Here is a 22,172-nt window from a genome sequence, read left to right on the forward strand (position 1 = left end):
CCAGACCATCGGGCCACGGACCGGCTGCGTTCCGGCATGGCGAGCGGTGCACGTTCGTCCGTACCAGGCTGAGCACTTTCATGCGTACGCCGACAGGTGGTTGCTCTCGTCGCCCGGTCCCGGAAGGCTTCGGGGTCCTCCGCCAGGGCGTGCAGTTGCCGGGCGGACTCCTGAGCTTGGACCATCCAGGGCGCGAAGGCATCCTCGGCCAGGACCTGGTCGAGGCGTCGCCGCGCGGTGGAGGTATCACCGGTCAGCCCGGCGGCGATCCCGGCGTGGTATCTGTCCCAGAAGTAGCCGGGGCGAGGCTTCTGCGAGGCCAGGAAGTCGGCGGTGGACGGCAGGTCAATGAACCTGGCCTCGGTTTTCCAGCGCCAGGTCGGCGGCTCGCCGCGCGAGGTTTTGCGCATCGAGGGCGAACTGGGTGGGGTTCACGAACCGCTCGAATCCGGGCTCGCGGCCGCCGACGTCGAATGCCAGATGATCTCTGTCCTGCCACTACCACATCACGCCGACGTTCAGATAGCTGCCGGCGTTCCGGCCGGGCTGGAACTCGATGATGCCCAGCCACCATCGGTGGTCGTCGATCCAGGTTCGCGACCTTCCGCGCTGCTGGAGACCGTGGGGCCGAAGTGCCTCGCGGGCTGCTGCCGTGACCAGGCGGGGAGCGGTGGGTGTGGCTGCCATGCCGATCATTGTCGGCTGCCTGGTCGTGTGTGTTCTGTCCGGGCTGGTTCGCGGTGAGGCCAGGCGGAAGGACCTGAGCTTCGACCGCCAGGCGGCGTGCGGCTTCGGCATGCAGGTCGTTGCCCTCGCGCCAGCGGGCGAGGCGAACAGGCCGGTCAGGGCAACGGTTCCGGGGTAGGTGGCGAGTTCGATGCGGTCCTCGGTGAGGCGGTGGGGGTCTCCTTAGGCGTCCTCAGCGATGACCTCCAGGCGTCGGGTCCAGCGCTGCCGGAGAGTGAGTGGTTCACACGCTCGGAACCAGTTCGCTGTGGTCGTGCGGGCGCGCAAGTAGTCCAGGCCGATGAACGGGGTGAGACCAGCCAGATCAGATGAGACTCAATCCACCCTGTCACCTGAGACGAGTGAGACACCACCGGGTCCAGTGAGACCGGACAATAAGTGCCGCCGCCGTGCAGTTCTCGCTGAGATTATGCAGCGAGTTTTGAGACCCTGCGGGCCCTGCCCGGCGGGGCAAGTCAGCTGCCGGTGCGGGGGAATGACACCTCGACGCGGCGGTTCTTCTTGCGGCCGGGCTCCGAGGAGTTGTCGGCGATGGGGTACTGCTCGCCGTAGCCGCGCACCTCGAAGGTGATGTCCGGGTCGTTCAGTTCCGAGTCGAGGATGTCGTGGACGGCGTTGGCGCGGCGACGCGACAGGGTGTCGCCGTGGGCGGAGGAGCCGAGGTTGTCCGTGAAGCCGAAGACACGGACCTTGGTCGCGTTCTGGGACTTGATCTCGTCGGCGATCGCGCCGATGCGGGCCTTCGACTCGGCGCTGAGCTTCGCGCTGTCCCTGCCGAACAGGACTTCCGCCTGGAGGGCGAACTTCACGTCGGCGTTGGTGTCCTCGCGGCGTTCCTCGCCGCTCTGGTCCTCGACGACCTGCTTGATGTCGAGAACCTTGGGTTCGGCGAGGGTGGCGCCTTCCGGGATCTTCAGATCGGGGTCGTTGCCGTCGACCTCGACGGGTGCGGAGGCGGTGGCTTCGGTGCCCGGGGGGACGCCGGGGTCGTCGTCGGCGTGGGCGGTCGCGGTGGCGTAGAGGGTGGTGGCGAGCATGACCGTGGCGGTGGTGAGGGCCAGGGGGAGGCGGGTGGGGGTCATGGGCGGCCTCAGCCGGTGATCTCGATGGAGACGGCGGCGAACATCGGGAGCTGGAAGGCGACCTCGGAGGTGCCGCTGGGGGGCGCCGGGAACTGCATGAAGACGGGAATCGACTCCCCGGACTTCAGGGAAGGGAAGTTGGTCGTGGTCAGCGGGCGGCCGTCCGTGTCGCGCAGAACGTAGTAGCGCTTCTTCCCCTGGGAGTCCACAAGGGTGGCTCCTCCCAGCGACCTGCCGTTGCGGATGATCTCCGTCTCGTTCCCACTCAGCTGCGCGGGCACATTCACCGTGTCGTTGCCGTCGTTCTTCATGGTGCCACTGACGGTGACGAATCCGCCCGAGTCGCGCGCCGCTGACGTGATCTGGAGAAGCAGGCCGTCAGGGCCCTTGAGTTCGGCAACAGGAGCGCCCGCATCTCCTTCCTGAGCACTCGGCTGCGGTCCGTCGTCCTTCGAAGCGGAAGCCGACGCCTTCGGCTTCTCGTCATCACTTCCGCCGCCGCAGCCGGTCACGCCGAGGGCCAGACCGGCCGCCACCGTCAACGCGACCATCCCGCTGCGGGCCTTCGTAGTGAACCGAATGCTCATGCCTCTGCTTCCTTCGTCATTCGTCGTTCGCTTGTCAGTCGGCCAGATGGACGTCGAAGAGGTCCTCGGGGTCCGGAAGGGTGTCGGGGGCTTCCGGGTCCAGGTCCCATTTCACGCCCTCGCAGTCGAGCCTCGGCAGGGCGTCGTCCCCCGCATCCTCACCGGGGAACTCGAAGGAACAACGCAGCTCCACGACGGCCAAGGCGGAGGCCGTCGCATACTGGCCCTCCGTGCCGGGCACGATGGTGTCCCCCACGGGCTCGTCGGTCGTGACCTCGACCCGGTAGCCCAACAGGCCCTCCTCCTGGCAAGCGTCCACGTGAGCCTCGTTCTGGGCAGCAAGCTGCCCCGCCCGGTCACAAGGGTCCTCGAACAGTTCCACGTCGCCGTCGAAGATGCCCTGCCACGAATCCGGGTCCAGCAGGTTCTCGACCCAGTCGGCCGTGATCTGCTCCCGGAGGTTCTGGGCCGCCGCGAGTGCGGCCGCGTCCGCCGCGGTCTGGGCCTCGTTGCGTGTCGCCGCGGCCTGGCCGACCGCCAGGTACGCGAACGCGAGAAAGAGCAGACCCGCCACCACCGTGATGTAGATGGGGAATGCCTGCCCTGCGTCGCGGTACTTGGCTAGGCGGATCAGCCTCCGGTCACCTCGGTGATCTTGTCGGTGATCGCGTTGTAGATCGACTGCCCGATGTCCGTCCCCGTGATCGCCAGCACGATCGCCACCACGACCGCGATGATCCCCAGGTACTCCACCGCCGTCTGGCCCTTGTCGTTGGTGTTCCTCCAGTTGGCCATCGCGTTCCCCTCCCGTTGTGGCGGCTTCCGTGCCGCGACCGTACGAGGGTGCCGCCGGATCCGCCCAGGGTCCCAGGGCCCAGTCGCGGGCCCAATCCTCAGCCTGTGGTCGATGCATGGCAATCACCCCAACCCCAGCCACTTCGCGGTGGCCTCCGAGCGGCTCGTGCTGTGGAGCTTGGCGAAGATGCGGTTGATGTGGTTCTTGACCGTCTTCTCGCTGATGAAGCACGTGGCGGCGATGTGCCGGTTGTTCATGCCGGACGCGATGAGGTCCATGATCTCCGCCTCCCTCGGGCTGAGTTGGGACTCCGACCGGTATGACGACGACTGTCCCACAAGCGGTTGCACCTGCGAAAGGTTTTCCGAAGAAATAGGCGGAGACGGGAATCCTTGGTTTGCAGTCGCATTTGTCATACCCAGGTCGTCGGGGAGCGGAGCTCGGCCCGGAGAGGGGGCGCTCCGCCTCAGCCGGGTCACGAGGGCCTCCGCCGCCGTGGGGGTGAAGTGGGGCTTGCCGACGGTGATGTCCCGTACGGCCGTGACCAGTTGGTCGGCCGTGAACTCGCCGTGGACGAGGTAGCCGCCCGCGCCGCGGCGCAGGGCCTCCTCGACGACGTCCGGTTCCCCGCTGTAGGTGAGCATGACGACGGGGGCGAGCCGCACCAGGTAGGGCAGTGCCGAGATGCCGTCCACGCCCGGCATGCGGACGTCGAGCAGGACCACGTCCGGGCGGTGGGCCCGGGCCGCCTCGTACGCCTCCCTGCCGTCCGCCGCCTCCGCCACGACCGTGATGTCCGCGCGGCCCGAGAGGAGGGCGGTGAGGCCCGCGCGGACCACGGGGTTGTCGTCGGCCACGATCACGCGCAGAGAGGTGGCCGCCGGGGGCGGGAAGGGGGCGGCGGGGTGCTCAGTGTCCGGCATCGTCCGGCCTCCTCACGGGGGTGGGGTCGAGGGCCGCCAGCGGGAGTTCCAGGCGTACCTCCGTGCCCTTGGGGTGCGTGCCGCGGCCGATGCGGAGGCGGGCGCCCACCGAGGCGGCGCGTTCGACCATGCCGACCACCCCGAAGTGGCCGGTTCTGCGGAGCTGTTCGAGCGTGGTCCCGGGGGCGAGGCCCCGGCCGTCGTCGTGGACGCTGAGGAGGAGCAGGTCTCCTTGGACGCCCGTCGTGATGTCGACATGGGTGGCGTCCGCGTGGCGGTGGGCGTTCTCCATGGCTTCCGTGGCGATGGTGAGGAGCTGGCGGGCCACTGCCGGGGGCACGGGCGGCACGGGGGTGGCGCCGGTGGGCCGGCACGTGGTGGGGACACCGGTGCGGGTGGTGAAGTCGGCGGTGCGGGCGGAGAGTTCCGCGAGGATGTCGGTGCCGAGGGCCGGGTCCGATTCACGGCGAAGGTCCGTCAGGAGCTCGCGGGACTCCGCGGCTGCCCGGCGTGCCGAGCGGGCCACCAGTTCGGCCTGTTCCTTGACCCGGGACGGGTCGAGTCCGTCCGCCGAGCCGGCCAGGCCGTCCGCCGCGAGCGCCACGCCGTGCAGGGTCTTGGCCACCGAGTCGTGCAGTTCGCGGGCCAGCCGGGCGCGCTCCGCCGCGACCGCCTCCGTCGCCGCCAGCCGGGCCTGGACCGTGGTCAGGGCGTGGGTGGCCTCGCCGAAGCGGAGCATGAGGTTGCGCAGGGTGGACCCGGCCGCGCCGGTGATGACACAGAGGCCGGGCAGCAGGAGCGTCTCGGCGGGGGTGGCGTCGGGGGTCCTCGCGAGGGTGGCGTGGACCAGCAGCAGGATCAGGGCCTGGAGGGAGGCGAAGACCGCGGCGCCCCGCCAGCTGTAGACGAGGCCGGCGAGGAGCGGGGTGCAGACGCTGACGTAGGCGAGGGTGCTGTCGGGGCCCGCGGAGATGAGGGGGAGGGAGCCCACGAGGGTGTCGAAGGCGAGGAGGGTGGGGTGGCGCAGGAGCAGGGGGGCGAAGCGTTCCCAGTCCCTGAAGAGGACGTAGGACGCCATGAAAGTGACCACCACCGCCGCGCCGACGAGGCGTACGCCCAGGCCGGGCGAGGCGTTGAGCAGGGCCGAGGGTGCGGCCAGGGCGATCATGGCGAGGCGGAACCCGAAGACCTGGCGGCACAGCGCCTGGAGGGCGTTGACCTGGATCGGGAGTGCGGGTGCGGGTGGGGTGCCGGGTGTGCGGGGCTGCGCCGGGACCGGGTTCTCCGCCGCGCCGCGCAGGCGGTTCACGTCGCCCTGCGCGAGTGGCCCTTCAGAGGCGTGGGCGCCCTCGGCGGCCGGTCCGCCGTGCTCCCTGCACACCCGGGCCGGCAGATCCGCGCGGCGGCGCACCCGCAACGCCGCGCGCGCCCCCTCCGCAGGTGTGAGTGTCATGGCCGTCACTCACCCGTGAGGGTGCCGAAGTCCGTGCCGGAGCCGAGGAGCAGGCCGGCCCCCAGCAGCAACATCGTCGCCGGGACCATGAACGTCGTGATCATCATCGTGGCCTTGGGCACCGCCCGCGCGGCCTTGCGCCGGGCGTTCTGCGCGTCCGTGCGCCGCATGTCCTTGGCGAGCGACACCAGCGTGTCCACGATGGGCGCGCCCAGCTCCTCCCCCTGCTGCAGCGCCGTCACGAACATCGCCACCTGCTCGGAGTCATTGCGCCGGCGCAGTTCCGCGAAGGCCTGGCGGCGGCTCATGCCGAGGTCCATCTGGTGCAGGGTGATGCGGATCTCGTCGGCCCAGGGTCCCTCGTAGCGGGAGGCGACCCGGTCGAGGGCCTGGCGGAAGCCGAGGCCGGCGCTGACCACGACGGCGAGGACGTCGAGGAAGTCGGGCAGGGTCCGGTCGATGACGTCCTTGCGGACCCGGATCGCCGACCAGATGCCGACCTCAGTCCAGAAGGCGCCGAAGGCGAGCAGCAGCAGGGTCATCAGCACGTTGCCCTGCAGCAGGAACATCAGGCCGCCGACGGCGCCGAGGAAGCCGTAGACCGCGCGGCGTGCGGCGTAGCGGTCGATGGTGAGGCCGCCGGGGTTGCCCGCCAGGTCGATCCTGCGGCGGTACCGGGCGACCTGCTGGGGGCCCATCAGACGCAGTACGGCGGGCGCGTAGCGCATGCCCATCCGGTCGACCAGCGAGTCCACCGCGCCGGTGCGGGTCGAGCCCACCTCCAGCGCGAGAACGAGGTCGGCGGGGAGTTTCGCCTCCGCCCGGTACATCCGGATCCCGGCGAAGACGCCCCACACGCCGAGGCCCATGGCCAGTGCCAGCACGAGTGCCATGCCGTTCCCCTCCCTTCCTCAGACGTCGATGCGGGACAGCCGGCGGATCATGACGAAGCCGACGGCGTAGAGCGCGAACGCGACGACCACGCAGGCCTGGCCTACCGGGGAGCCCGTCATCCGGTCCAGGGCGCCGTCCTTGACGCCGTTCATCAGGAACAGCGAGCCCACCCCCATCACCGGGACGGCGTACGACGTCATGCTCACCTGCGAGAGCTGGGTGCGGATCTCGCGGCGGGTCTCCTTGCGCTCCTCCAGGGTCTCGGTGAGGTTCCGCAGGGCACTGACCAGCTGTCCGCCCGCCCGGTTGGACAGCACCAGGGTGGTGACCAGGACCACCAGCTCGCGGGACGGGAGCCGCTCGGCCATCTCCCCCAGCGCGTCGTCCATCGACGCGCCCACCGCCAGTTGGTTGGCGACCTTGGCCAGCTCTTCCCCGGCCGGGGCCTCCAGCTCCTCGGCCGCCATGCCGATCGCGGTGCGCAGGGCGAGGCCGGCCTGGGTGGCGTTGGCCAGGATGCGGGCCAGTTCGGGGAGTTGGTTGATGAATCTCTCGATGCGTTTCTGGCGTTGCCAGTTGAGGAACTGGACGGCCGCCCAGACGCCCAGCAGCCCGGCGATCGGGCCGAAGAAGGGGGCGAGGGTGGCCTGCCCGATCAGCCATAGTCCGGCGACGGCGGCGAGCATCGCGACGAAGAACTCGCCCGGCGTCACGTCCAGGCCCGTCGCCAGCAGCCGCAGCTCCAGTCTTCGGCCCGGCCGGGTACGGCGCAGCCGGCGGTCCAGTTCGCGGAACCGGCGCCGGCGGCCGGCGACCTGGACCTGGCCGGTGGACGACAGGCGCTCGACGAGTGCCTGTCGCTGGGCCCTGCCCATGGCGTACGCGTGGAGTCCGGCCACGGCGAGGACGCAGGTCAGCAGGGTGACACCGGTGGTGAGGGAGACGAGGGTCGTCAGTTCCATGGTCGGCTCCTGCCTACCGGGCTTCTCGGGTGGCCAGCTGGTCCGTCGACTGGGCGACGCCGAAGGCCTGGGGGACGGGCTGGCTCGCCATGTAGAGGCGTTCGGCGGTGCGGCGGGTGAGCGGGAAGTACTGGAAGCCGCCGTGGATCCGGCCGTCGGCGGACATGGGCCGCGCGTTGAAACGGGCGACCGTGGCCAGCCGGTACGGCTCGCCGCCGTGGCTGTCGAGGAGCGCGACCTCGGTGACCCTGCGCAGTCCGTCGGCGAACCGGGTGAGCTGCACGATCACGTCCAGCGCGCTGTTGATCTGGTCGTGCAGCGCGGCGAAGGGGACCTCTACGTCGGACATGGAGGCCAGGGTCTGGAGCCGCATGAGGGCGTCCTCCGCGCTGTTGGCGTGGACGGTGGCGAGGGAGCCGTCGTGGCCGGTCGACATCGCCTGGAGCATGTCGAGCGACTCGCCGCCACGGACCTCGCCGACGACGATCCGGTCGGGGCGCATACGCAGCGAGTTGCGGACCAGGTCGCGGATGGTCACCTGGCCCTGGCCCTCGACGTTGGGCGGGCGGGACTCCAGGCGGACCACGTGCTGCTGCTGGAGCTGGAGTTCGGCGGAGTCCTCGATGGTGATGATCCGCTCGCTCTCGGGGATCAGGCCGGACAGCGCGTTCAGCAGGGTCGTCTTGCCGGTGCCCGTGGCGCCGGACACGATGATGTTGAACCGTGCCTGCACCAGCCCGGCCAGCAGGTACACCATCGGCTCCTCCAGCGAGCCGAACTGGACCAGTTCCTGGAGCGTGAAGGAGCGCGGGAAGCGGCGGATGGTGAGTGTGGCGCCGGTGAGGGAGAGCGGCGGGATGATGACGTTGACGCGCTCGCCGGAGGGGAGTCGGGCGTCGACCATCGGGTTCGACTCGTCCACTCGGCGGTTGACGGTCGACACGATCCGTTCGATGGTCTGCATCAGCTGGTCGTTCGAGGCGAACCGCAGCGGCAGCTGCTCCACCCGGCCGCCCCGCTCCACGAAGATCGCGTCGGGGCCGTTCACCATGATCTCGGTGATCGAGGCGTCCTCCAGCAGCGGCTCCAGGATGCCTAGGCCCAGCGCCTCGTCGACCACACGTCGGATCAGCTGCGACCGCTCGGCCGTCGACAGCACGGGGCCCTCACGGCTGATGATGTGGCCGAGCACCCGCTCCAGCCGTGCCCTGCGCTCGGCCGCCGCGAGGGCGCTCATCTCCGCGAGGTCGATCTCCTGAAGGAGCTTGGCCCGGTACGAGGCGACCAGGTGCGCGTCCTCGCCCCGGCTGCCGTTCTCCTCCGGGGAGTTGATCCGTGCGCGCAGGCTCATCGCGGTACTCCCTGCTCAGTGGTCCATCGGCATGGTGGCGGTCTTGCGGGCGGGGTCGAAGTCCCAGCCGGGGACGATCGACGGGATCTCGATCGTGGCGGTGACCTCGACCTCGTCGCCCAGGTACGAGGCCGCGCAGCCGGCGTCCAGCCAGGAGCTGACCGCGTTCTGGCAGTCCTGCGCGTACGGCCCGTCGAGGGAGGCGCTGCGCGCGCCGGTGCGGGCGGCCGTGCCGGCCTGCTGCGCGGTGTAGGCGATCAGGCCGATCTGCACGGCGGCCATCGCGACGAGGATCAGTACCGGGAGGAACCCCAGGTATTCCAGGGCCACTTGTCCCCGGTCGCGATCCCGGTCACGGTCGCGGTCGCTCCGCCGCCGCGCCACCTCAGTCCGTCTCCTCGACGACGGCCCCCGCGTGACCCACGACGCCCGGGAAGGGGAAGCCGATCGAGCCGGGGAAGAGGACGGGCACGTCGAGCCGTACCTCGGCCGTGACCAGGCCACCGCTCTCGCCGCAGGACACCTCGGCACCCCCCTCCCACGCGGACGGCAGATGCCTCAGCCCCGCCGTCCGACAGGCCGACTGGCGGTCCTCGGCCGCCGTGCCCGCCCGTGCCGCCTCGTCCGCAGCGTTCCCCGCGAGCGAGTAGGTGTACCCCACGAGCACGAACTGCCACAGCAGCACCAGGGTCAGGACGATGAGCGGGGTCATGCCGAGGAACTCGACGGTGACCTGTCCCCGGTCGCGGGCGCGGTGGGCCGGCGTCATCCGTCCCTCCGCCTCCGGCCTCATCCGTCCCTCCGCCGCCGCGACCCCATCGACCCGCGGTCCGCGCGCGACCGGCCGCCCTTCCGGTCGGCCGCGGGCGTCCTGACCAGTCCCAGTTCCCCGGCGAGCGCCCACAGGGCCTGTTTCACCGCGCTCCTGCTGTCGAGCTCGTGGACGCGGCCGGCGTCCACGACGCCCTGGAGCTCCTTGAAGTTGGCGGGCACCGCCGTCGCGGCGACCGCGGTGCCGGTGATCCGCTGGATGAGGGAGGGCTGGATCTCCGTGCTGCGCGTGAGCCGGTTGACGACGAGCGTGGTCTCCTCGGCCTTGCGGATCTGCAGCCGGTCCCACATCCGTACCGTGCGCTTGGCACCCCGGACCGCGACCACGTCCGGTGTGGTCAGGAGCAGGGCGGTGTCGGCCGTCTCGATCGCGACGGCGCCGGCGCCGCTGAGCTGGGCGCCGCAGTCGACGACCACGGTCTCGTAGCGGGAGCGCAGGACGCCGAGGATCTGCCGGGCGGCGCGGTCGGTGACCTCCTCGCCGCGTTCGCCGTCGCCCGGGGCGAGCAGCAGGGTGAGGCCGGTGTCGTGCGGGAAGAGCGCGTCGGCGAGGACGCGGGGCGAGATGTCGGTGATGGCGGCGAGGTCGGCGACGCTGCGCCGGAACTGGACGTCCAGGTACGAGGCGACGTCGCCCGTCTGGAGGTCCATGTCGACCAGCACGGTGGAGCGGCCCGACGCCTGGGAGGCGAGCGCCAGCTGGATGGCGGTCAGCGTCGCCCCGACGCCGCCCTTGGCGCCGCTGACGGTGACGACGGTGCCGCCGACGCCGCTGATGACGTCGCCGCCGTGTCCGAGGTGCCGGCGTACGCCCACGGACCACTGGGCGACCGACTGCACGCGGTGGGCCAGTTCCTCGTACGACAGGGGCAGCGTGACGAGGCCGCGGGCGCCGGAGTCCATGGCGGCCTGGAAGAGGCCGGGGCTCGCGTCGGAGGTGACGAGGATGACGCCGACGGCGGGGAAGCGCAGGGCCACCTCGCGGATCAGCTCCAGGGCCGGGACGGGTCCGATGCGTTCGTGCACGACGACGACCTCGGGCAGTTCGTCGACGGACTCGGCGGCGAGCCGTGCGAGGGTGTCGACGAGCTGGGTGGAGTCGACGACCGGGGGGACGGGTTCGGCGTCCGGGAGCTGGCTGAGCAGGGTCGTGACCGCGCGGATCGCGTCCGCGTCGCCGACGGCCGGCAGGATCCTCGTGGGCATCCGGGCCTCACTTGTCCTTCGCGAGTTCGTAGGTGCGGTCCGCGTCGGGGACGGTGGTGTCGCCGCCGGGCGCCACCAGGGCGAGCCGGACCCGCTCGGCGAACGACTCGGCGTACGTGAGGCGCTGGGCGTCGAGGGTGGACAGCGCGAAGGTGATGGGCACGGCGTCGGTGGAGCGCCGGGTGCGGTCGTCGCCGCCGGGTTCCAGGGCGGTGAGCTCCCCGACGTCGATCACGCGGGCGTTGGTGACGATGATCTTCGACTGGGCCGGGTCGCCCTCGCGCTCACCGGCGAAGGTGGCGTACACGTTGACCGTGGACCCCGGCGTGATCTTGCCGGCCACTCCGGTGGCCGCGTCGATCATGATCGCGACCTCCTGCTGCCCCGGCCGGAGCGCGGGCTGGTCGACGATCATGTCGCTCTGCAGCAGGGAGCCCTCGCGCAGGGTGGTGACGGCGATCTTGCCTCTGAGCTGCCGCAGATCGGTGACCGCGTTCCGCGACAGCCAGCGTTCGGGCATCTCGACCCGCTCGAACCTGTCGGCGGTGAGGGCCGTGTAGGGCGCCACGTCGTCCTTCACCCGGTACGCGGTGACCTCGGGGCCGACCTTGGACTGCACGTCGTCGATGACGGAGAGCACGCCCGCGAACGCGCCCAGGGCGCAGAGCACGGACAGGAGCAGGAGTATGACGCCGCGGCGCTGACGGGAGTTCATGGATTCGTGCAACCTCGTCGGGGTGGGGTCGAACGGGTCGGGGGGGGCTCGTCGGGACGGCGGGTCACCCCGCCGGGAGCTGGAGCTGGTCGTCGTGGACCGGTGCCGTCGCGGAGCAGAACACGCACCGGTCGCCGATGACGTCGATGCCGCACCAGTGGCAGCTGTTGCGGCGGACCGAGCCGACCAGTTGGTAGAGCACGGACAGGTCCGGCAGATAGGAGCAGAACTCGATCAGCCTGCCCGTCCCCCACCACTCGGCGGACTCGGCGGGCAGCGTGGCCTCGCGCAGGCCCTGCACCCGCCAGGCGGGCGCGAGCGTGGTGGTGACCCAGTCGGACTGGAGGCGGCCTCGGGCGAGCAGCATCCAGGTGCCGAACTCCGGTCCCGTGAGCCGCGCCTCCGGGGCGATCCGCACCAGCTGGGGCTCCGGATGGGCGAGGACGCCGAACTGGCTGCCCGGCACCCAGGACTTGGCGTGCGAGGTGAGGCCGACGGGGACGCGGTCGAGCCGGGCGACCGAGCCGAGGAGCGCGCCGGCGTGGAGGTAGTGGGTGAGCAGGCGGCCGGCCGAGGCGAGCACGCCGGGGCCGAGGTCGCAGGAGGCCAGCTGTCTCAACTGCCGGGCCAGGACGGCCAGCCCGAGCGGGGGCAGGTCGGGCCGGAACAGGGCGATGCGGTCGCTCTCCAGGAGGGAGCGGATGGTGTGCAGCCGCCGTTCCACTCCTGCCGGGACCGCCCGCGAGTACACCACGATCACATGGCCGTGCGCCTCGACGAGGGCCTGCATCTCGGCCAGCACGCGGTCCAACGGGCGTGCGTCCACGTCGCGCAGGACGACGGCGGGCAGGGTCCGCTCGTCCTGCGCCGGCAGCGCCATGTCGGCGCTGGTCACGGCGATGGCTGTTGGCACACGCAGCTCCCCGATTCCCACCCGAGTCCGGCCCGCGGGCGCAACTCCCGTGCACCTGGGCGACTTCATTGCGTGACTACCTCAGCACTGTATCCACGCGTCCACGACCGGAGAACAGCGTTTCCGCAGCCTGGCGACAACTCTTCTCGCGCAAGGCGCATCAAACCGGGGCAGGGGGAGCATCCCGACCGGACCCCGGGGAGTGCGCGGGTCGGCCCCCTTGACAGCTGAATTGGTCTGGACCAACTTGGAGCTCCTGTCCCCCACTCCCCCACCGGAGGCCCCAGTGGACCGCGCACGCAGACGCAGACGTATCCGCATGTGGCCGGGAGCGGTGATCGCCGCCCTGGCCCTCACCGTGCCCGCGATCGGCCAGGCATCGGCCGCGGACATCAACAACGCCAAGAACGCCGGCTTCGAGGCCGGGCTGACCAAATGGTCCTGCACGGCGGGCAGCGGTACGACGGTCTCCTCGCCGGTGCACACCGGCGCGTCGGCGCTGAAGGCGACGCCCGCCGGGCAGGACAACGCGCGCTGCTCGCAGACGGTGGCCGTCCAGCCCAACTCGACGTACACGCTGAGCGCGTGGGTGCAGGGCGGATACGCCTTCCTGGGCGCCACGGGCACCGGCACCACGGACGTGTCCACGTGGACCCCCGACTCCTCGACCTGGAAGAAGCTGTCGACCACCTTCACCACGGGCTCCTCGACCCGCTCGGTGACGGTCTACACGCACGGCTGGTACGGCCAGGCCGCCTACCACGCCGACGAGGTCTCGGTGTTCGGCCCCGACGGCGGCGGGGGCGGCGACCCGGACCCGACGGTCCCGGGCACGCCGGCGGGCCTCGCGGTCTCCGGTACGACGTCGTCCTCCGTCTCGCTGTCCTGGAACGCGGTCTCGGGCGCGACGGGCTACAGCATCTACCGCAACGGCACGCGGGTCACGGGGGTGACCGGCACGTCGGGGACGGTGACCGGGCTGGCGGCGTCGACGTCGTACAGCTTCCAGGTCACGGCGACCAACGCGGCGGGCGAGTCGCCGAGGTCGGCGACCGTGACGGCCACGACGGCGCCCACGGGCGGCAACCCCGGCGTCCCCCGGCACGCGGTGACCGGCTACTGGCAGAACTTCAACAACGGCGCGACCGTGCAGCGGCTGTCGGACGTGCCGGGCCACTACGACATCATCGCGGTGGCGTTCGCGGACGCGACGGCGACGCCGGGGGCCGTGACCTTCAACCTGGACTCGGCGGGGCTGGGAGGCTACACGGTCGACCAGTTCAAGGCCGACCTCCGGGCGAAGCAGGCCGCCGGGAAGAAGGTCATCATCTCGGTGGGCGGTGAGCTCGGCCGGGTCGCGGTCAACGACTCCACGTCGGCGACGAACTTCGCCAACTCCGTGCACACGCTGATGCAGACGTACGGCTTCGACGGCGTCGACATCGATCTGGAGAACGGTCTCAACGCGACGTACATGTCGCAGGCGCTGCGCTCGCTGTCGGCGAAGGCGGGACCGTCGATGGTGCTCACCATGGCGCCGCAGACGATCGACATGCAGTCCACGTCGAACTCGTACTTCCAGACGGCGCTGAACGTGAAGGACATCCTCACGGTCGTCAACATGCAGTACTACAACAGCGGTTCGATGCTCGGCTGCGACGGCAGGGTCTACAGCCAGGGCACGGTGGACTTCCTGACGGCCCTGGCCTGCATCCAGCTGGAGAACGGCCTCTCCCCGTCCCAGGTGGGCCTCGGCCTCCCGGCCTCGACGCGGGCGGCGGGCGGCGGCTATGTCGCCCCGTCGGTGGTCAACAACGCGCTGAACTGCCTGACGCGCGGAACGAACTGCGGCACCTTCAGGCCGTCGCGGACCTATCCCGACCTGCGCGGCGCGATGACCTGGTCGACGAACTGGGACGCGACCAGCGGCAACGCCTGGTCGAACGTGGTGGGGCCGCACGTGGACGCCCTGCCGTAACGGCCCGCACCGAAGGACGCCGGCCGCGAGGTACTCCTCGTGGCCGGCGTCGTGTCGTCACCGCGGGCGGGGCCCGGATCTGCGCGCGGCCTCATCGCCTAGTGGGCAGGCCGGTAGTGGTTCAGCACCCAGGCCAGTTGGCTGAACCACTCGTTCAGGCGCGTCCTGGGCCTCGCGCGCACCACCGCCTCGTAGACCCTGCCGTCGAGGTGGACGACGGCCACCATGAGGGCCTTGCCGTCGGGGCTCGCCTTGTAGTGGACGCCGCGGATCTCGGGCCAGTCGAACTCCGCCGACGTGCCGTGCATCTCCAGCGCGACGCCCGAGGCGTCGACGACGACCGAGTTCTGCTTGTCGATCGCGAGGAACTCCGGCCCGGTCGGCGGGACGCCGTACTGCGGGGCCGGGACGCCGTACTGCGGGGCCGGGGCGGGCGCGTACTGGGGCGGAGGCGGGCCGAAGCCCGGCGGCGGGGGGCCGAAGCCAGGGGGCGGTGGCTGCTGGGTCATCCGGTGGATTCCTTGTGCGTCGCGGGGCGGACGGAGACGCCGCACATTCTTTCGCTCCCCCCGCGGGGCGATGACCACACGACCGCCGTGAAACATTTCCCCCGGCCATCGCATCTGTGAGGTGACGGAACTTACGACGGAGGAACACACCATGCAGGACCGCGGTGACGAGTACGCCGAGTTCGCCGCAGCACGCGCGGGGCACCTCTACCGGGCGGCCTGTCTGCTCACCGCCGGCGACACATTCCTCGCGGAGGACCTGGTGCAGGAGACCCTCGGGCGGCTGTACCTGAAATGGGGCCGGGTCTCCCGTGCCGAGAATCCGGCCGCCTACGCGCAGACCGTCCTGACCCGCACCTTCCTCGCCCAGAAGAGACGGCGCAGCAGCACCGAGCGCGCCACCGACGTACTCCCGGAGTCCGCGGGAGCGGACGGGGACACGACTCTGCGGCTCACCCTGCTGGCGGCCCTCGCCCGGCTGCCCGCGAAGGACCGGGCCGTCGTCGTGCTGCGCTACTGGGAGGACCGCAGCGTCGAGGAGACCGCCGACGCGATGAACACCAGTTCGGCCGCGGTACGCACCCGCTGCTCCCGCGCCCTCGCCCGGTTGCGGGAGTTGCTGGGCGAGGACCTCACCGAGTACGCGGCGACCTGACCCGTCCGCCCGCGCGGTTCCATTTCACCTCACCAGCCCTCAAGACAGACGGTGATTCGCCATGTCCACAGAGCACCACGACAACCCCTTCGAGGACCGGCTCGGCAGCGCCCTGCGGCAGACCGGGGACACGTTCGACACGGACCGCGCCGCACTGATCGCCGCGGGCCGGTCCCGCGGGCGCACGCTACGGCTGCGCCGCCGGGCCGCGGTGGCCGGCGGCGCGGCCGGCATCGCCCTGGTCGGCCTGGCCGGGGCGCTGGTCCTGCCGGGAAGCGGCGGCCCGGGCCACGAGCAGGACTCCGTCAGCTCCACCGGCGAGACCGCCCCGCCGTCCGGCACGGCGACCCCGCGCAGCCCTGGCGCGGAGCGGATGATCGGGATGCTGAAGCAGCGCCTCCCCGAGGGAAAGATCTCGGACGTCGAGGCCGGCGGCGGAGGGGGCGGTGAGCTCCCGTATGTGCGGCTGGTGCACGACGACGGCGCCGGCGGCGGCCTGATCAGCCTCTCGCTGAGCCGGGTGGAGCCGGGCAGCCCGCAGGCCGCGGAGACGGTCGCCTGCCCGGACAAGGTCTACGTCCCGCACGACAGCTGCACCACCACACGGCAGCCGGACGGCTCGGTCCTGATGCTCTTCCAGGGATACGAGTATCCGGACCGGCGCGAGGACACCAAGCTGTGGCGGGCGGAACTGGTCACGACCGACGGCGTTCACGTCGGCGTGAGCGAGTGGAACGCCGAGAAGGAGAAGGGGGCACCCGTCACCCGTCCCGAACCGCCCCTGACAACGGCAGAGTTGAAAGACGTCGCCACCGCCTCGGTGTGGAGTGCGCTCGCCCCGGCCGAGGACGGTCAGGGAAGCCCCCCGCCGATGGAGCCCGCCGCCCCGAGCCACACTTTCACCGGCTCGGCCGTGGACAGGCTCGTGACGCTCCTCCCCGAGAAGGCGAAGGTCGTGAGCAAGGGCGGCGAGGGCGAGTTCGGCTATGTCGTCGTCGACGACGGCAAGGGGCGGAGCCTCGTCCAGATCAACGTGCAGCCGGGGATGGGTGACACCGCCGGCGAGCTCTTCGGCGGGGCCGAGACCCTGCCGGACGGCACGCTGGTCACCGAACGGCAGGGGCCCGGCGAGAAGGGCGGCGAGGGCGTCGTCATGTGGACCGCGGACACCCTGCGCGAGGACGGCCTGCGCGTGGTGATCAGCGCCTTCAACTCCGGCACCCAGCACGACGCGGCGACCCGCGAGGCCCCCGCACTCACCACCCGGCAGCTCCGCGAGATCGCCCTCGACCCGAAGTGGCCCACCCTGCTGAAGTGAGGGAGCCGGTCAGAAGAAGTCCGCCCAGGGCTGGTCGGAGATCTGCTTGACGCACAGCACCAGGAACAGCAGGCCCGCGATCACCAGCATCCCGTTGCTGATCCAGCCGTTGCGCCACTCCCTGGGAGTACGGCCGGTGTTGAGGAGCCAGAGCAGGGTGCCGGCGAGGAACGGCAGGAAGGCGGCGCCCAGCACGCCGTAGAGGATGACCAGCCGGAACGGCTGGCCCTGGAAGAGCAGGACCATGGGCGGGAAGGTCAGCCACAGCAGGTAGGCGCGGAACGGCCAGGACCGTTCCCGCTCGCCCGAGGCGATCTCCTCGCCCCCGGTCCGCGCCCGCCCGCGGTAGCGCGCCACGAAGTCCGCGAACATCAGGCTCACGCCGTGCCAGACACCGATCAGCGAGGTGAAGGAGGTCGCGAAGAACCCGATCAGGAAGAACTTCGCGGTCGCCGAGCCGTACTCGGCCTCCAGGATGCCGGTCAGCTGGATCAGGCCCTTGTCACCGCTCTCGATGGCGACGTTGCGGGTGTGCAGCAGCTCGGCGCCGACGAAGAGCATCGCGATGACGAAGATGCCGGTGGTGGCGTAGGCGACCCGGTTGTCCAGCCGCATCACCTTCATCCAGCCGGCGTTCGTCCAGCCCTTGGCGTTGACCCAGTAGCCGTAGGCCGCCAGCGTGATGGTGCCGCCGACGCCGCCGATCAGGCCGAGGGTGTTGAGGACGGAGTCCTTCTCGTCGGGCAGTACGGGCAGCAGGCCGGCGAAGGCGTCCGGGAGGTTCGGCGTGACCCGGATCGCCAGGTACACCGTCACCACGAACATGACGCCGACCAGCACCGTCATGACCTTCTCGAAGACGGCGTACTTGTTGAACCAGACGAAGACCAGGCCCACCAGACCGCAGGCGATCCCCCACCACTGAAGGTCCATCACGTCGGGGAACAGCGCCTGCAGGGGCAGCGCGCTCGACGACATCGCCGCCGCCCCGTACACGAAGCCCCAGACGACGACGTAGACGACGAAGAAGTACGTCGTCCAGCGGCCGAGGCTCGCCCAGCCCTCGAAGAGGGTGCGGCCGGTCGACAGATGCCAGCGGCCGGCCGCCTCCGCGAGGGAGATCTTCACCAGGCAGCCGATGACGGCGGCCCACAGCAGGGTGTAGCCGAACCTGCTGCCCGCGATCAGCGTCGCGACCAGGTCGCCCGCCCCGACACCGGTCGCCGCCACGACGATCCCGGGGCCGATGTACTTCCAGCTCGCCTTGCGCGGGCTCGCTCCGGAGTCCGGGCCGGATGCCGCCCCGGTGTCACTGGTGTTTCCCGTGGTGTCCGCCATGCACGTCAACCAAGCCCATGGACGGACAGGGGACAAGAGGGCATGCGGGATCTTCACCCGATGTCTCCGCCGGCCCGGCAGACCCCCGGGAACGGGGACGGGCCTGTCACGGCCGGAGGGGACCATGGGCGGTCGAGGACAGGCGCCGTAACAGGGTTCTGGATCCGGGCGGCCGGTCCCGGAGAGTCGCAGCACGCCTTCACGGTGAGGTGTGCCGGGTCCGGGGCGCACGGGGAGGACCACCTGTTCCCCTGCCTGCCCGGGGGTGCGCGTCCGGATCGGGCTACGCGTACTGCAGGCGCACGACGGCGCCCGCGTCGTCGTCGCGCACATCGACGTACGCGCACACCTGCCGCGCGAACCACAGCCCCTGTCCGGGGGCCGGCTCGGCACTGGGCGGGGGCACGAAGCCGGCCAGCGGATCGTCGACGCGGCGCGGTGAGCGCAACTCGCAGACGCAGCCGGGCGCCTCGCCCCACAGCAGGACCTCGCTGACCGGGTCGAGCGGGTCCGCCGCCTCGGAGACGGCCGCGGCGAACAGCTCCGCGTCGGCGGCGGGCAGACCCCGGCCGGCGGCCCAGGTGCGCACGGTGTGCGGTTCGGGCGCGGGCAGCGGATGCGCGTCGTACGGGACCGGCGGGAGGGGTACGGCGTCCAGCTCGGCCGCGATCCGCAGCGGGTCCTCGTAGACGTCGGTGCCGGGGTGGGCACGGCGGGCGGCGGCGATCACGGCCCGGCCCGCGGTGCGGGCGTCGTACGCGCACAGGACGGTGGTCGCGAGCGGGGCGAAGAGAAGGTTGGCGAACGCCTCGTAGCGGATCCACTCGGCGCTCTCCCGGACGGAGCGCCCGGCACGGCCGCCCCAGTCGGGCTCCATCAGCAGGTGGACACTGCCCCGGGGGCCGGCGTTCGCGGCGAGGTAACCGGCGCCCTGCGCCACGGCGTTGGCGGCGGACCCGCGGTACCACTCGGTGTGCGGCACGAAGCCGACGTGCCGGGCGTCCTCGCCGAGGGCGTCACGGAGCAGGTCGAGCTTGCCGGGGGCGGCGATGGCGACGGGAGGGGGTTCGTCGGGGGCGGCCAGGCCCTCGGCGAGGAAGGGCAGCGAGGCGGCGACGAACTCCTCGTCGGAGGAGAAGACGGCCATGCGGTGGTCGAAGACGTCCTGTTCACGTGCTGGCGGGACGGGCATGGAGTTCCTGTCGGTCGGTGGGGTGGGGTCGGTGGGTGGGGCGGGGTCCGGACGGCGGTGCGGTCGGACGCTGCTGCCGGCGTCCGGCGGGGGCTGCGCGGCGTGGTCGTGCGGGCCGAGGGCGTCCGCGGCGGCGACCGGTACGAGTGCCGGGTCGTGCGGACCGGAGAGGTGCACGACGTGCACGCCGTCGGGGAACTCGCGGGCGAGGCATCCGGCGAGGCGGGTCCTGCCGGCGCCGCCGGGTCCGGTGAGCGTGACCGGACGAGCCCGGGCCGGCAGCTCGCGGCCTTCGGCCAGTTCGGCCCGCCGGTCGACGAAGCCGGTCGTCTCGACCGGCGGCCGGCTGTCCCGTCGTGGCGCCGATCCGCCCATGCTCAGCCAGTCCCTGGAGGGTGCTCGAGGTCGTGTGCGCGCACCCGACTCTTCCCTCATGTGTACATATATGCACGCGCCGCTCACACCGGCGGGTGGTATTCGCCGAGGAACCGTTCCGGCGGGCCCGGCGCGCGTACACTCCGCCGCCCGCCGCCGGGCCCGGCCGTTTTCCGCCGGTTTCCGGGCGTCACTTCAAGGGTCAGTCTTGACCTGGCCATGCCAGGACTCCACGATGAGCGCCACACCGCACCAGCACGTAGTCCGTCGCACCGAGGAACCACCCCCCAGCTCCACTCCCCCACTTCCGGAGAACCCGGAATTCCTGGAGATCCAAGGAGAGTTCATGCGACTTCGCATCCGCGGCTCAGGCGTCCGCGGCGGCAGACGCACCGCCGCGCTCGCCACCCTGATCGCCCTCGCCCTCGCGGCCCCGCTCTCGGCGTCGGTCTCCGACGCCTCCGCCGACAGCGCGGGCAGGGCGGCGGCCTCGGCGGACGACGTCCGCCAGTACGAGATCCACACGCACTCGTCCGCGAAGGACCGCACGGAGATCCAGCGCACGGGCGTCACCGTGGACGAGGCCGACGACCACACCGTCGTCGTCTCCGGCCGCGCGGACCAGATCAAGAAGCTGCGCTCCCTCGGCTACGAGATCACCCCGCTCGGCGCGGTCCCCGACCGCTCCGCCGGCGAGGACGACGTCCGGCTCTTCGACTTCCCGTCCGCCGACTCCCGCTACCACAACTACGCGGAGATGACGAGCGCGATCAACTCCGCCGTCGCGGCGAACCCCGGCATCGTGAGCCAGCGGGTCATCGGCACCTCGTACCAGGGCCGGAACATCGTCGCCCTCAAGATCAGCGACAACGTCGGCACCGACGAGGCCGAGCCCGAGGTGCTGTTCACCCACCACCAGCACGCCCGCGAGCACCTCACCGTCGAGATGGCGCTGTATCTGCTGCGCGAGCTGACGTCCGACTACGGCACGGACTCCCGTGTCACGAACATCGTGAACAACCGGGAGATCTGGATCGTCCCCGACCTCAACCCGGACGGCGGCGAGTACGACATCGCCTCCGGCTCCTACCGGTCGTGGCGCAAGAACCGGCAGCCCAACTCCGGTTCGTCGGCGATCGGTACGGACCTGAACCGGAACTGGAACTACCGGTGGGGATGCTGCGGCGGCTCCTCCGGCTCGCCGTCCTCCGACACCTACCGCGGCACGGCGGCGGAGTCGGCGCCCGAGGTGAAGGTCGTCGCGAACTTCGTGCGCAGCCGTGTGGTGGGCGGGCAGCAGCAGATCAAGGCCGGGATCGACTTCCACACCTACAGCGAGCTGGTGCTCTGGCCGTTCGGGTACACCTACTCCGACACGACCACGGGGATGACGGCCGACGACCGCAACGCCTTCGCCGCGGTGGGGCAGAAGATGGCCGCCAGCAACGGCTACACGCCCGAGCAGTCCAGCGACCTGTACATCACGGACGGTTCGATCGACGACTGGCTGTGGGGCTCGCAGAAGATCTTCGGGTACACCTTCGAGATGTATCCGCGCGGCGCCTCCGGGGGAGGGTTCTACCCGCCCGACGAGGTGATCGAGCGGGAGACCTCACGCAACCGGGACGCGGTACTGCAACTGCTGGAGAACGCGGACTGCATGTACCGGTCGATCGGGAAGGAAGCCCAGTACTGCTAGGCGACCACCTGAACCGCCACGACGACTAGTCGTCGTCCTCGGCGCTCTCGACGGACTCGGACTCCTCGGCGTCCGTCTCGAAGTAGGCGTCGAGGACGGCGTCCAGTTCCTTGTCCCACTGCTGGTGCTGGGACTTCGACCTGGCCTCGATCTCGATCGGGTACCAGCGCCGCTCCGGCGTGTGCACGGTCACCGTGAACCGCTTGCCGAAGCGCGGGGACTCCGTCTCGATCGCGCCGATCTCGTCCCAGCGGAACTCGCAGTTCTGGTCGTCGAGGCTGAGGCGTACGCCCTTGGCGTCGGCGACGATGCGGGCCCGGCGGTCGGCGGCCTCGAACACGGGGCCGTCGGCCGCTTCCGCGTCGTCCGTCCCGGCGTCATCCGTCTCGGCGTCATCCGTCTCCGCGTCGTCCGCGGCCTCGGGCTCCTCGGGTTCCACCGCCTCGGATGCCTCCTCGGATGCCTCCTCGACGGCCTCGTCGGCGGCCTCCGAGACGGCCTTCTCCTCGGCCGGCACCGCGTCCTCGGGCTCGGCTGCCTTCCCCGGGCCCGTGAGCCCGGGGATGTGGGCCGGGTTGACGCCGGCGTCCAGGGGCTGACTGCTCGTACCTATGCGCTGCTCCACAGCGGGCAGTATGGCGGACATCG

General features: G+C 71.1%; 24 protein-coding genes. 4 read left to right on the plus strand and 20 right to left on the minus strand.

Features of this window, described 5'->3' with window-relative positions; all coding sequences use genetic code 11:
• The 16 genes from ACWCPM_RS24430 to ACWCPM_RS24505 all read right to left on the minus strand — a co-directional run.
• Nucleotides 1-410: hypothetical protein (locus ACWCPM_RS24430; protein ID WP_450978381.1), on the minus strand; the 410-nt coding region annotated here is incomplete at its 3' end.
• An 88-nt stretch (nt 411-498) separates the two neighbouring features.
• Entirely contained in the window at nt 499-687 is a 189-nt protein-coding gene (locus ACWCPM_RS24435; protein ID WP_450978382.1) for a hypothetical protein, read from the minus strand.
• A gap of 515 nt (nt 688-1,202) precedes the next feature.
• A complete protein-coding gene (locus tag ACWCPM_RS24440) occupies nt 1,203-1,829 on the minus strand; it encodes an OmpA family protein (RefSeq protein WP_450978383.1) in 627 nt (208 codons plus the stop codon).
• Nucleotides 1,830-1,837: 8 nt separating this feature from the next.
• Nucleotides 1,838-2,416 carry a hypothetical protein gene (locus ACWCPM_RS24445; RefSeq protein WP_450978384.1) on the minus strand — a complete coding sequence of 193 codons (579 nt, stop codon included), beginning with the start codon at nt 2,414-2,416 and terminating at the stop codon, nt 1,838-1,840.
• Between the two features lie 34 nt (nt 2,417-2,450).
• The gene (locus ACWCPM_RS24450; protein ID WP_450978459.1) at nt 2,451-3,047 is read right to left on the minus strand and encodes a pilus assembly protein TadG-related protein; all 597 of its coding nucleotides are present in this window, start codon (nt 3,045-3,047) and stop codon (nt 2,451-2,453) included.
• Nucleotides 3,047-3,211 (minus strand): Flp family type IVb pilin, encoded by a 165-nt coding sequence (locus tag ACWCPM_RS24455; protein WP_450978460.1) that lies wholly within the window; start codon nt 3,209-3,211, stop codon nt 3,047-3,049. The genes ACWCPM_RS24450 and ACWCPM_RS24455 overlap by 1 nt, the downstream gene beginning before the upstream one ends.
• 123 nt (nt 3,212-3,334) lie before the next feature.
• Nucleotides 3,335-4,135, minus strand: coding sequence for a response regulator (locus ACWCPM_RS24460; RefSeq protein WP_450978385.1), 801 nt, complete (start codon nt 4,133-4,135; stop codon nt 3,335-3,337).
• Nucleotides 4,122-5,588 (minus strand): sensor histidine kinase, encoded by a 1,467-nt coding sequence (locus ACWCPM_RS24465; RefSeq protein ID WP_450978386.1) that lies wholly within the window; start codon nt 5,586-5,588, stop codon nt 4,122-4,124. Before ACWCPM_RS24465 ends, ACWCPM_RS24460 begins: the two co-directional genes overlap by 14 nt.
• Nucleotides 5,589-5,593: 5 nt before the next feature.
• Nucleotides 5,594-6,481 (minus strand): DUF5936 domain-containing protein, encoded by an 888-nt coding sequence (locus ACWCPM_RS24470; protein ID WP_450978387.1) that lies wholly within the window; start codon nt 6,479-6,481, stop codon nt 5,594-5,596.
• An 18-nt stretch (nt 6,482-6,499) separates the two neighbouring features.
• Nucleotides 6,500-7,444: a type II secretion system F family protein gene (locus ACWCPM_RS24475; protein ID WP_450978388.1), complete on the minus strand. Its 945-nt coding sequence runs from the start codon at nt 7,442-7,444 to the stop codon at nt 6,500-6,502.
• Between the two features lie 13 nt (nt 7,445-7,457).
• A complete protein-coding gene (locus ACWCPM_RS24480; RefSeq protein WP_450978389.1) occupies nt 7,458-8,795 on the minus strand; it encodes a CpaF family protein in 1,338 nt (445 codons plus the stop codon).
• Nucleotides 8,796-8,810: 15 nt separating this feature from the next.
• Complete coding sequence (locus tag ACWCPM_RS24485; RefSeq protein ID WP_450978390.1) at nt 8,811-9,125, minus strand: TadE family protein; 315 nt, start codon at nt 9,123-9,125, stop codon at nt 8,811-8,813.
• 55 nt (nt 9,126-9,180) lie between these two features.
• Nucleotides 9,181-9,564: a TadE family protein gene (locus tag ACWCPM_RS24490; protein WP_450978391.1), complete on the minus strand. Its 384-nt coding sequence runs from the start codon at nt 9,562-9,564 to the stop codon at nt 9,181-9,183.
• A gap of 20 nt (nt 9,565-9,584) precedes the next feature.
• Nucleotides 9,585-10,832 carry an AAA family ATPase gene (locus ACWCPM_RS24495; protein WP_450978392.1) on the minus strand — a complete coding sequence of 416 codons (1,248 nt, stop codon included), beginning with the start codon at nt 10,830-10,832 and terminating at the stop codon, nt 9,585-9,587.
• Between the two features lie 7 nt (nt 10,833-10,839).
• Nucleotides 10,840-11,547: a Flp pilus assembly protein CpaB gene (gene cpaB / locus ACWCPM_RS24500; protein WP_450978393.1), complete on the minus strand. Its 708-nt coding sequence runs from the start codon at nt 11,545-11,547 to the stop codon at nt 10,840-10,842.
• A 64-nt stretch (nt 11,548-11,611) separates the two neighbouring features.
• Entirely contained in the window at nt 11,612-12,427 is an 816-nt protein-coding gene (locus ACWCPM_RS24505) for a hypothetical protein (RefSeq protein WP_450978461.1), read from the minus strand.
• Between the two features lie 352 nt (nt 12,428-12,779).
• Here ACWCPM_RS24505 and ACWCPM_RS24510 point away from each other — a divergent pair, with 352 nt between their 5' ends.
• Nucleotides 12,780-14,438 carry a chitinase gene (locus tag ACWCPM_RS24510; RefSeq protein ID WP_450978462.1) on the plus strand — a complete coding sequence of 553 codons (1,659 nt, stop codon included), beginning with the start codon at nt 12,780-12,782 and terminating at the stop codon, nt 14,436-14,438.
• A 98-nt stretch (nt 14,439-14,536) separates the two neighbouring features.
• On the opposite strand, the gene ACWCPM_RS24515 is transcribed toward ACWCPM_RS24510, so the two are convergent.
• A complete protein-coding gene (locus tag ACWCPM_RS24515) occupies nt 14,537-14,947 on the minus strand; it encodes a hypothetical protein (RefSeq protein ID WP_450978394.1) in 411 nt (136 codons plus the stop codon).
• 151 nt (nt 14,948-15,098) lie between these two features.
• Here ACWCPM_RS24515 and ACWCPM_RS24520 point away from each other — a divergent pair, with 151 nt between their 5' ends.
• Nucleotides 15,099-15,602: a SigE family RNA polymerase sigma factor gene (locus ACWCPM_RS24520; protein WP_450978395.1), complete on the plus strand. Its 504-nt coding sequence runs from the start codon at nt 15,099-15,101 to the stop codon at nt 15,600-15,602.
• A 61-nt stretch (nt 15,603-15,663) separates the two neighbouring features.
• Nucleotides 15,664-16,920 (plus strand): hypothetical protein, encoded by a 1,257-nt coding sequence (locus ACWCPM_RS24525; protein ID WP_450978396.1) that lies wholly within the window; start codon nt 15,664-15,666, stop codon nt 16,918-16,920.
• 9 nt (nt 16,921-16,929) lie between these two features.
• Here the strand turns inward: ACWCPM_RS24525 and ACWCPM_RS24530 are convergent, their stop codons facing one another.
• Nucleotides 16,930-18,258 carry an Nramp family divalent metal transporter gene (locus ACWCPM_RS24530; protein WP_450978397.1) on the minus strand — a complete coding sequence of 443 codons (1,329 nt, stop codon included), beginning with the start codon at nt 18,256-18,258 and terminating at the stop codon, nt 16,930-16,932.
• Between the two features lie 283 nt (nt 18,259-18,541).
• Nucleotides 18,542-19,825 (minus strand): anti-sigma factor RsbA family regulatory protein, encoded by a 1,284-nt coding sequence (locus ACWCPM_RS24535; RefSeq protein WP_450978398.1) that lies wholly within the window; start codon nt 19,823-19,825, stop codon nt 18,542-18,544.
• Between the two features lie 346 nt (nt 19,826-20,171).
• Between ACWCPM_RS24535 and ACWCPM_RS24540 the strand changes: the two genes are divergently transcribed.
• On the plus strand, nt 20,172-21,524 hold the full coding sequence (locus tag ACWCPM_RS24540; RefSeq protein WP_450978399.1) for a M14 family metallopeptidase: 1,353 nt from the start codon (nt 20,172-20,174) through the stop codon (nt 21,522-21,524).
• 25 nt (nt 21,525-21,549) lie between these two features.
• On the opposite strand, the gene ACWCPM_RS24545 is transcribed toward ACWCPM_RS24540, so the two are convergent.
• A complete protein-coding gene (locus ACWCPM_RS24545) occupies nt 21,550-22,170 on the minus strand; it encodes a hypothetical protein (RefSeq protein ID WP_450978400.1) in 621 nt (206 codons plus the stop codon).
• Nucleotides 22,171-22,172 lie beyond the last annotated feature (2 nt).

Source organism: Streptomyces sp. NPDC002309 (assembly GCF_053593375.1).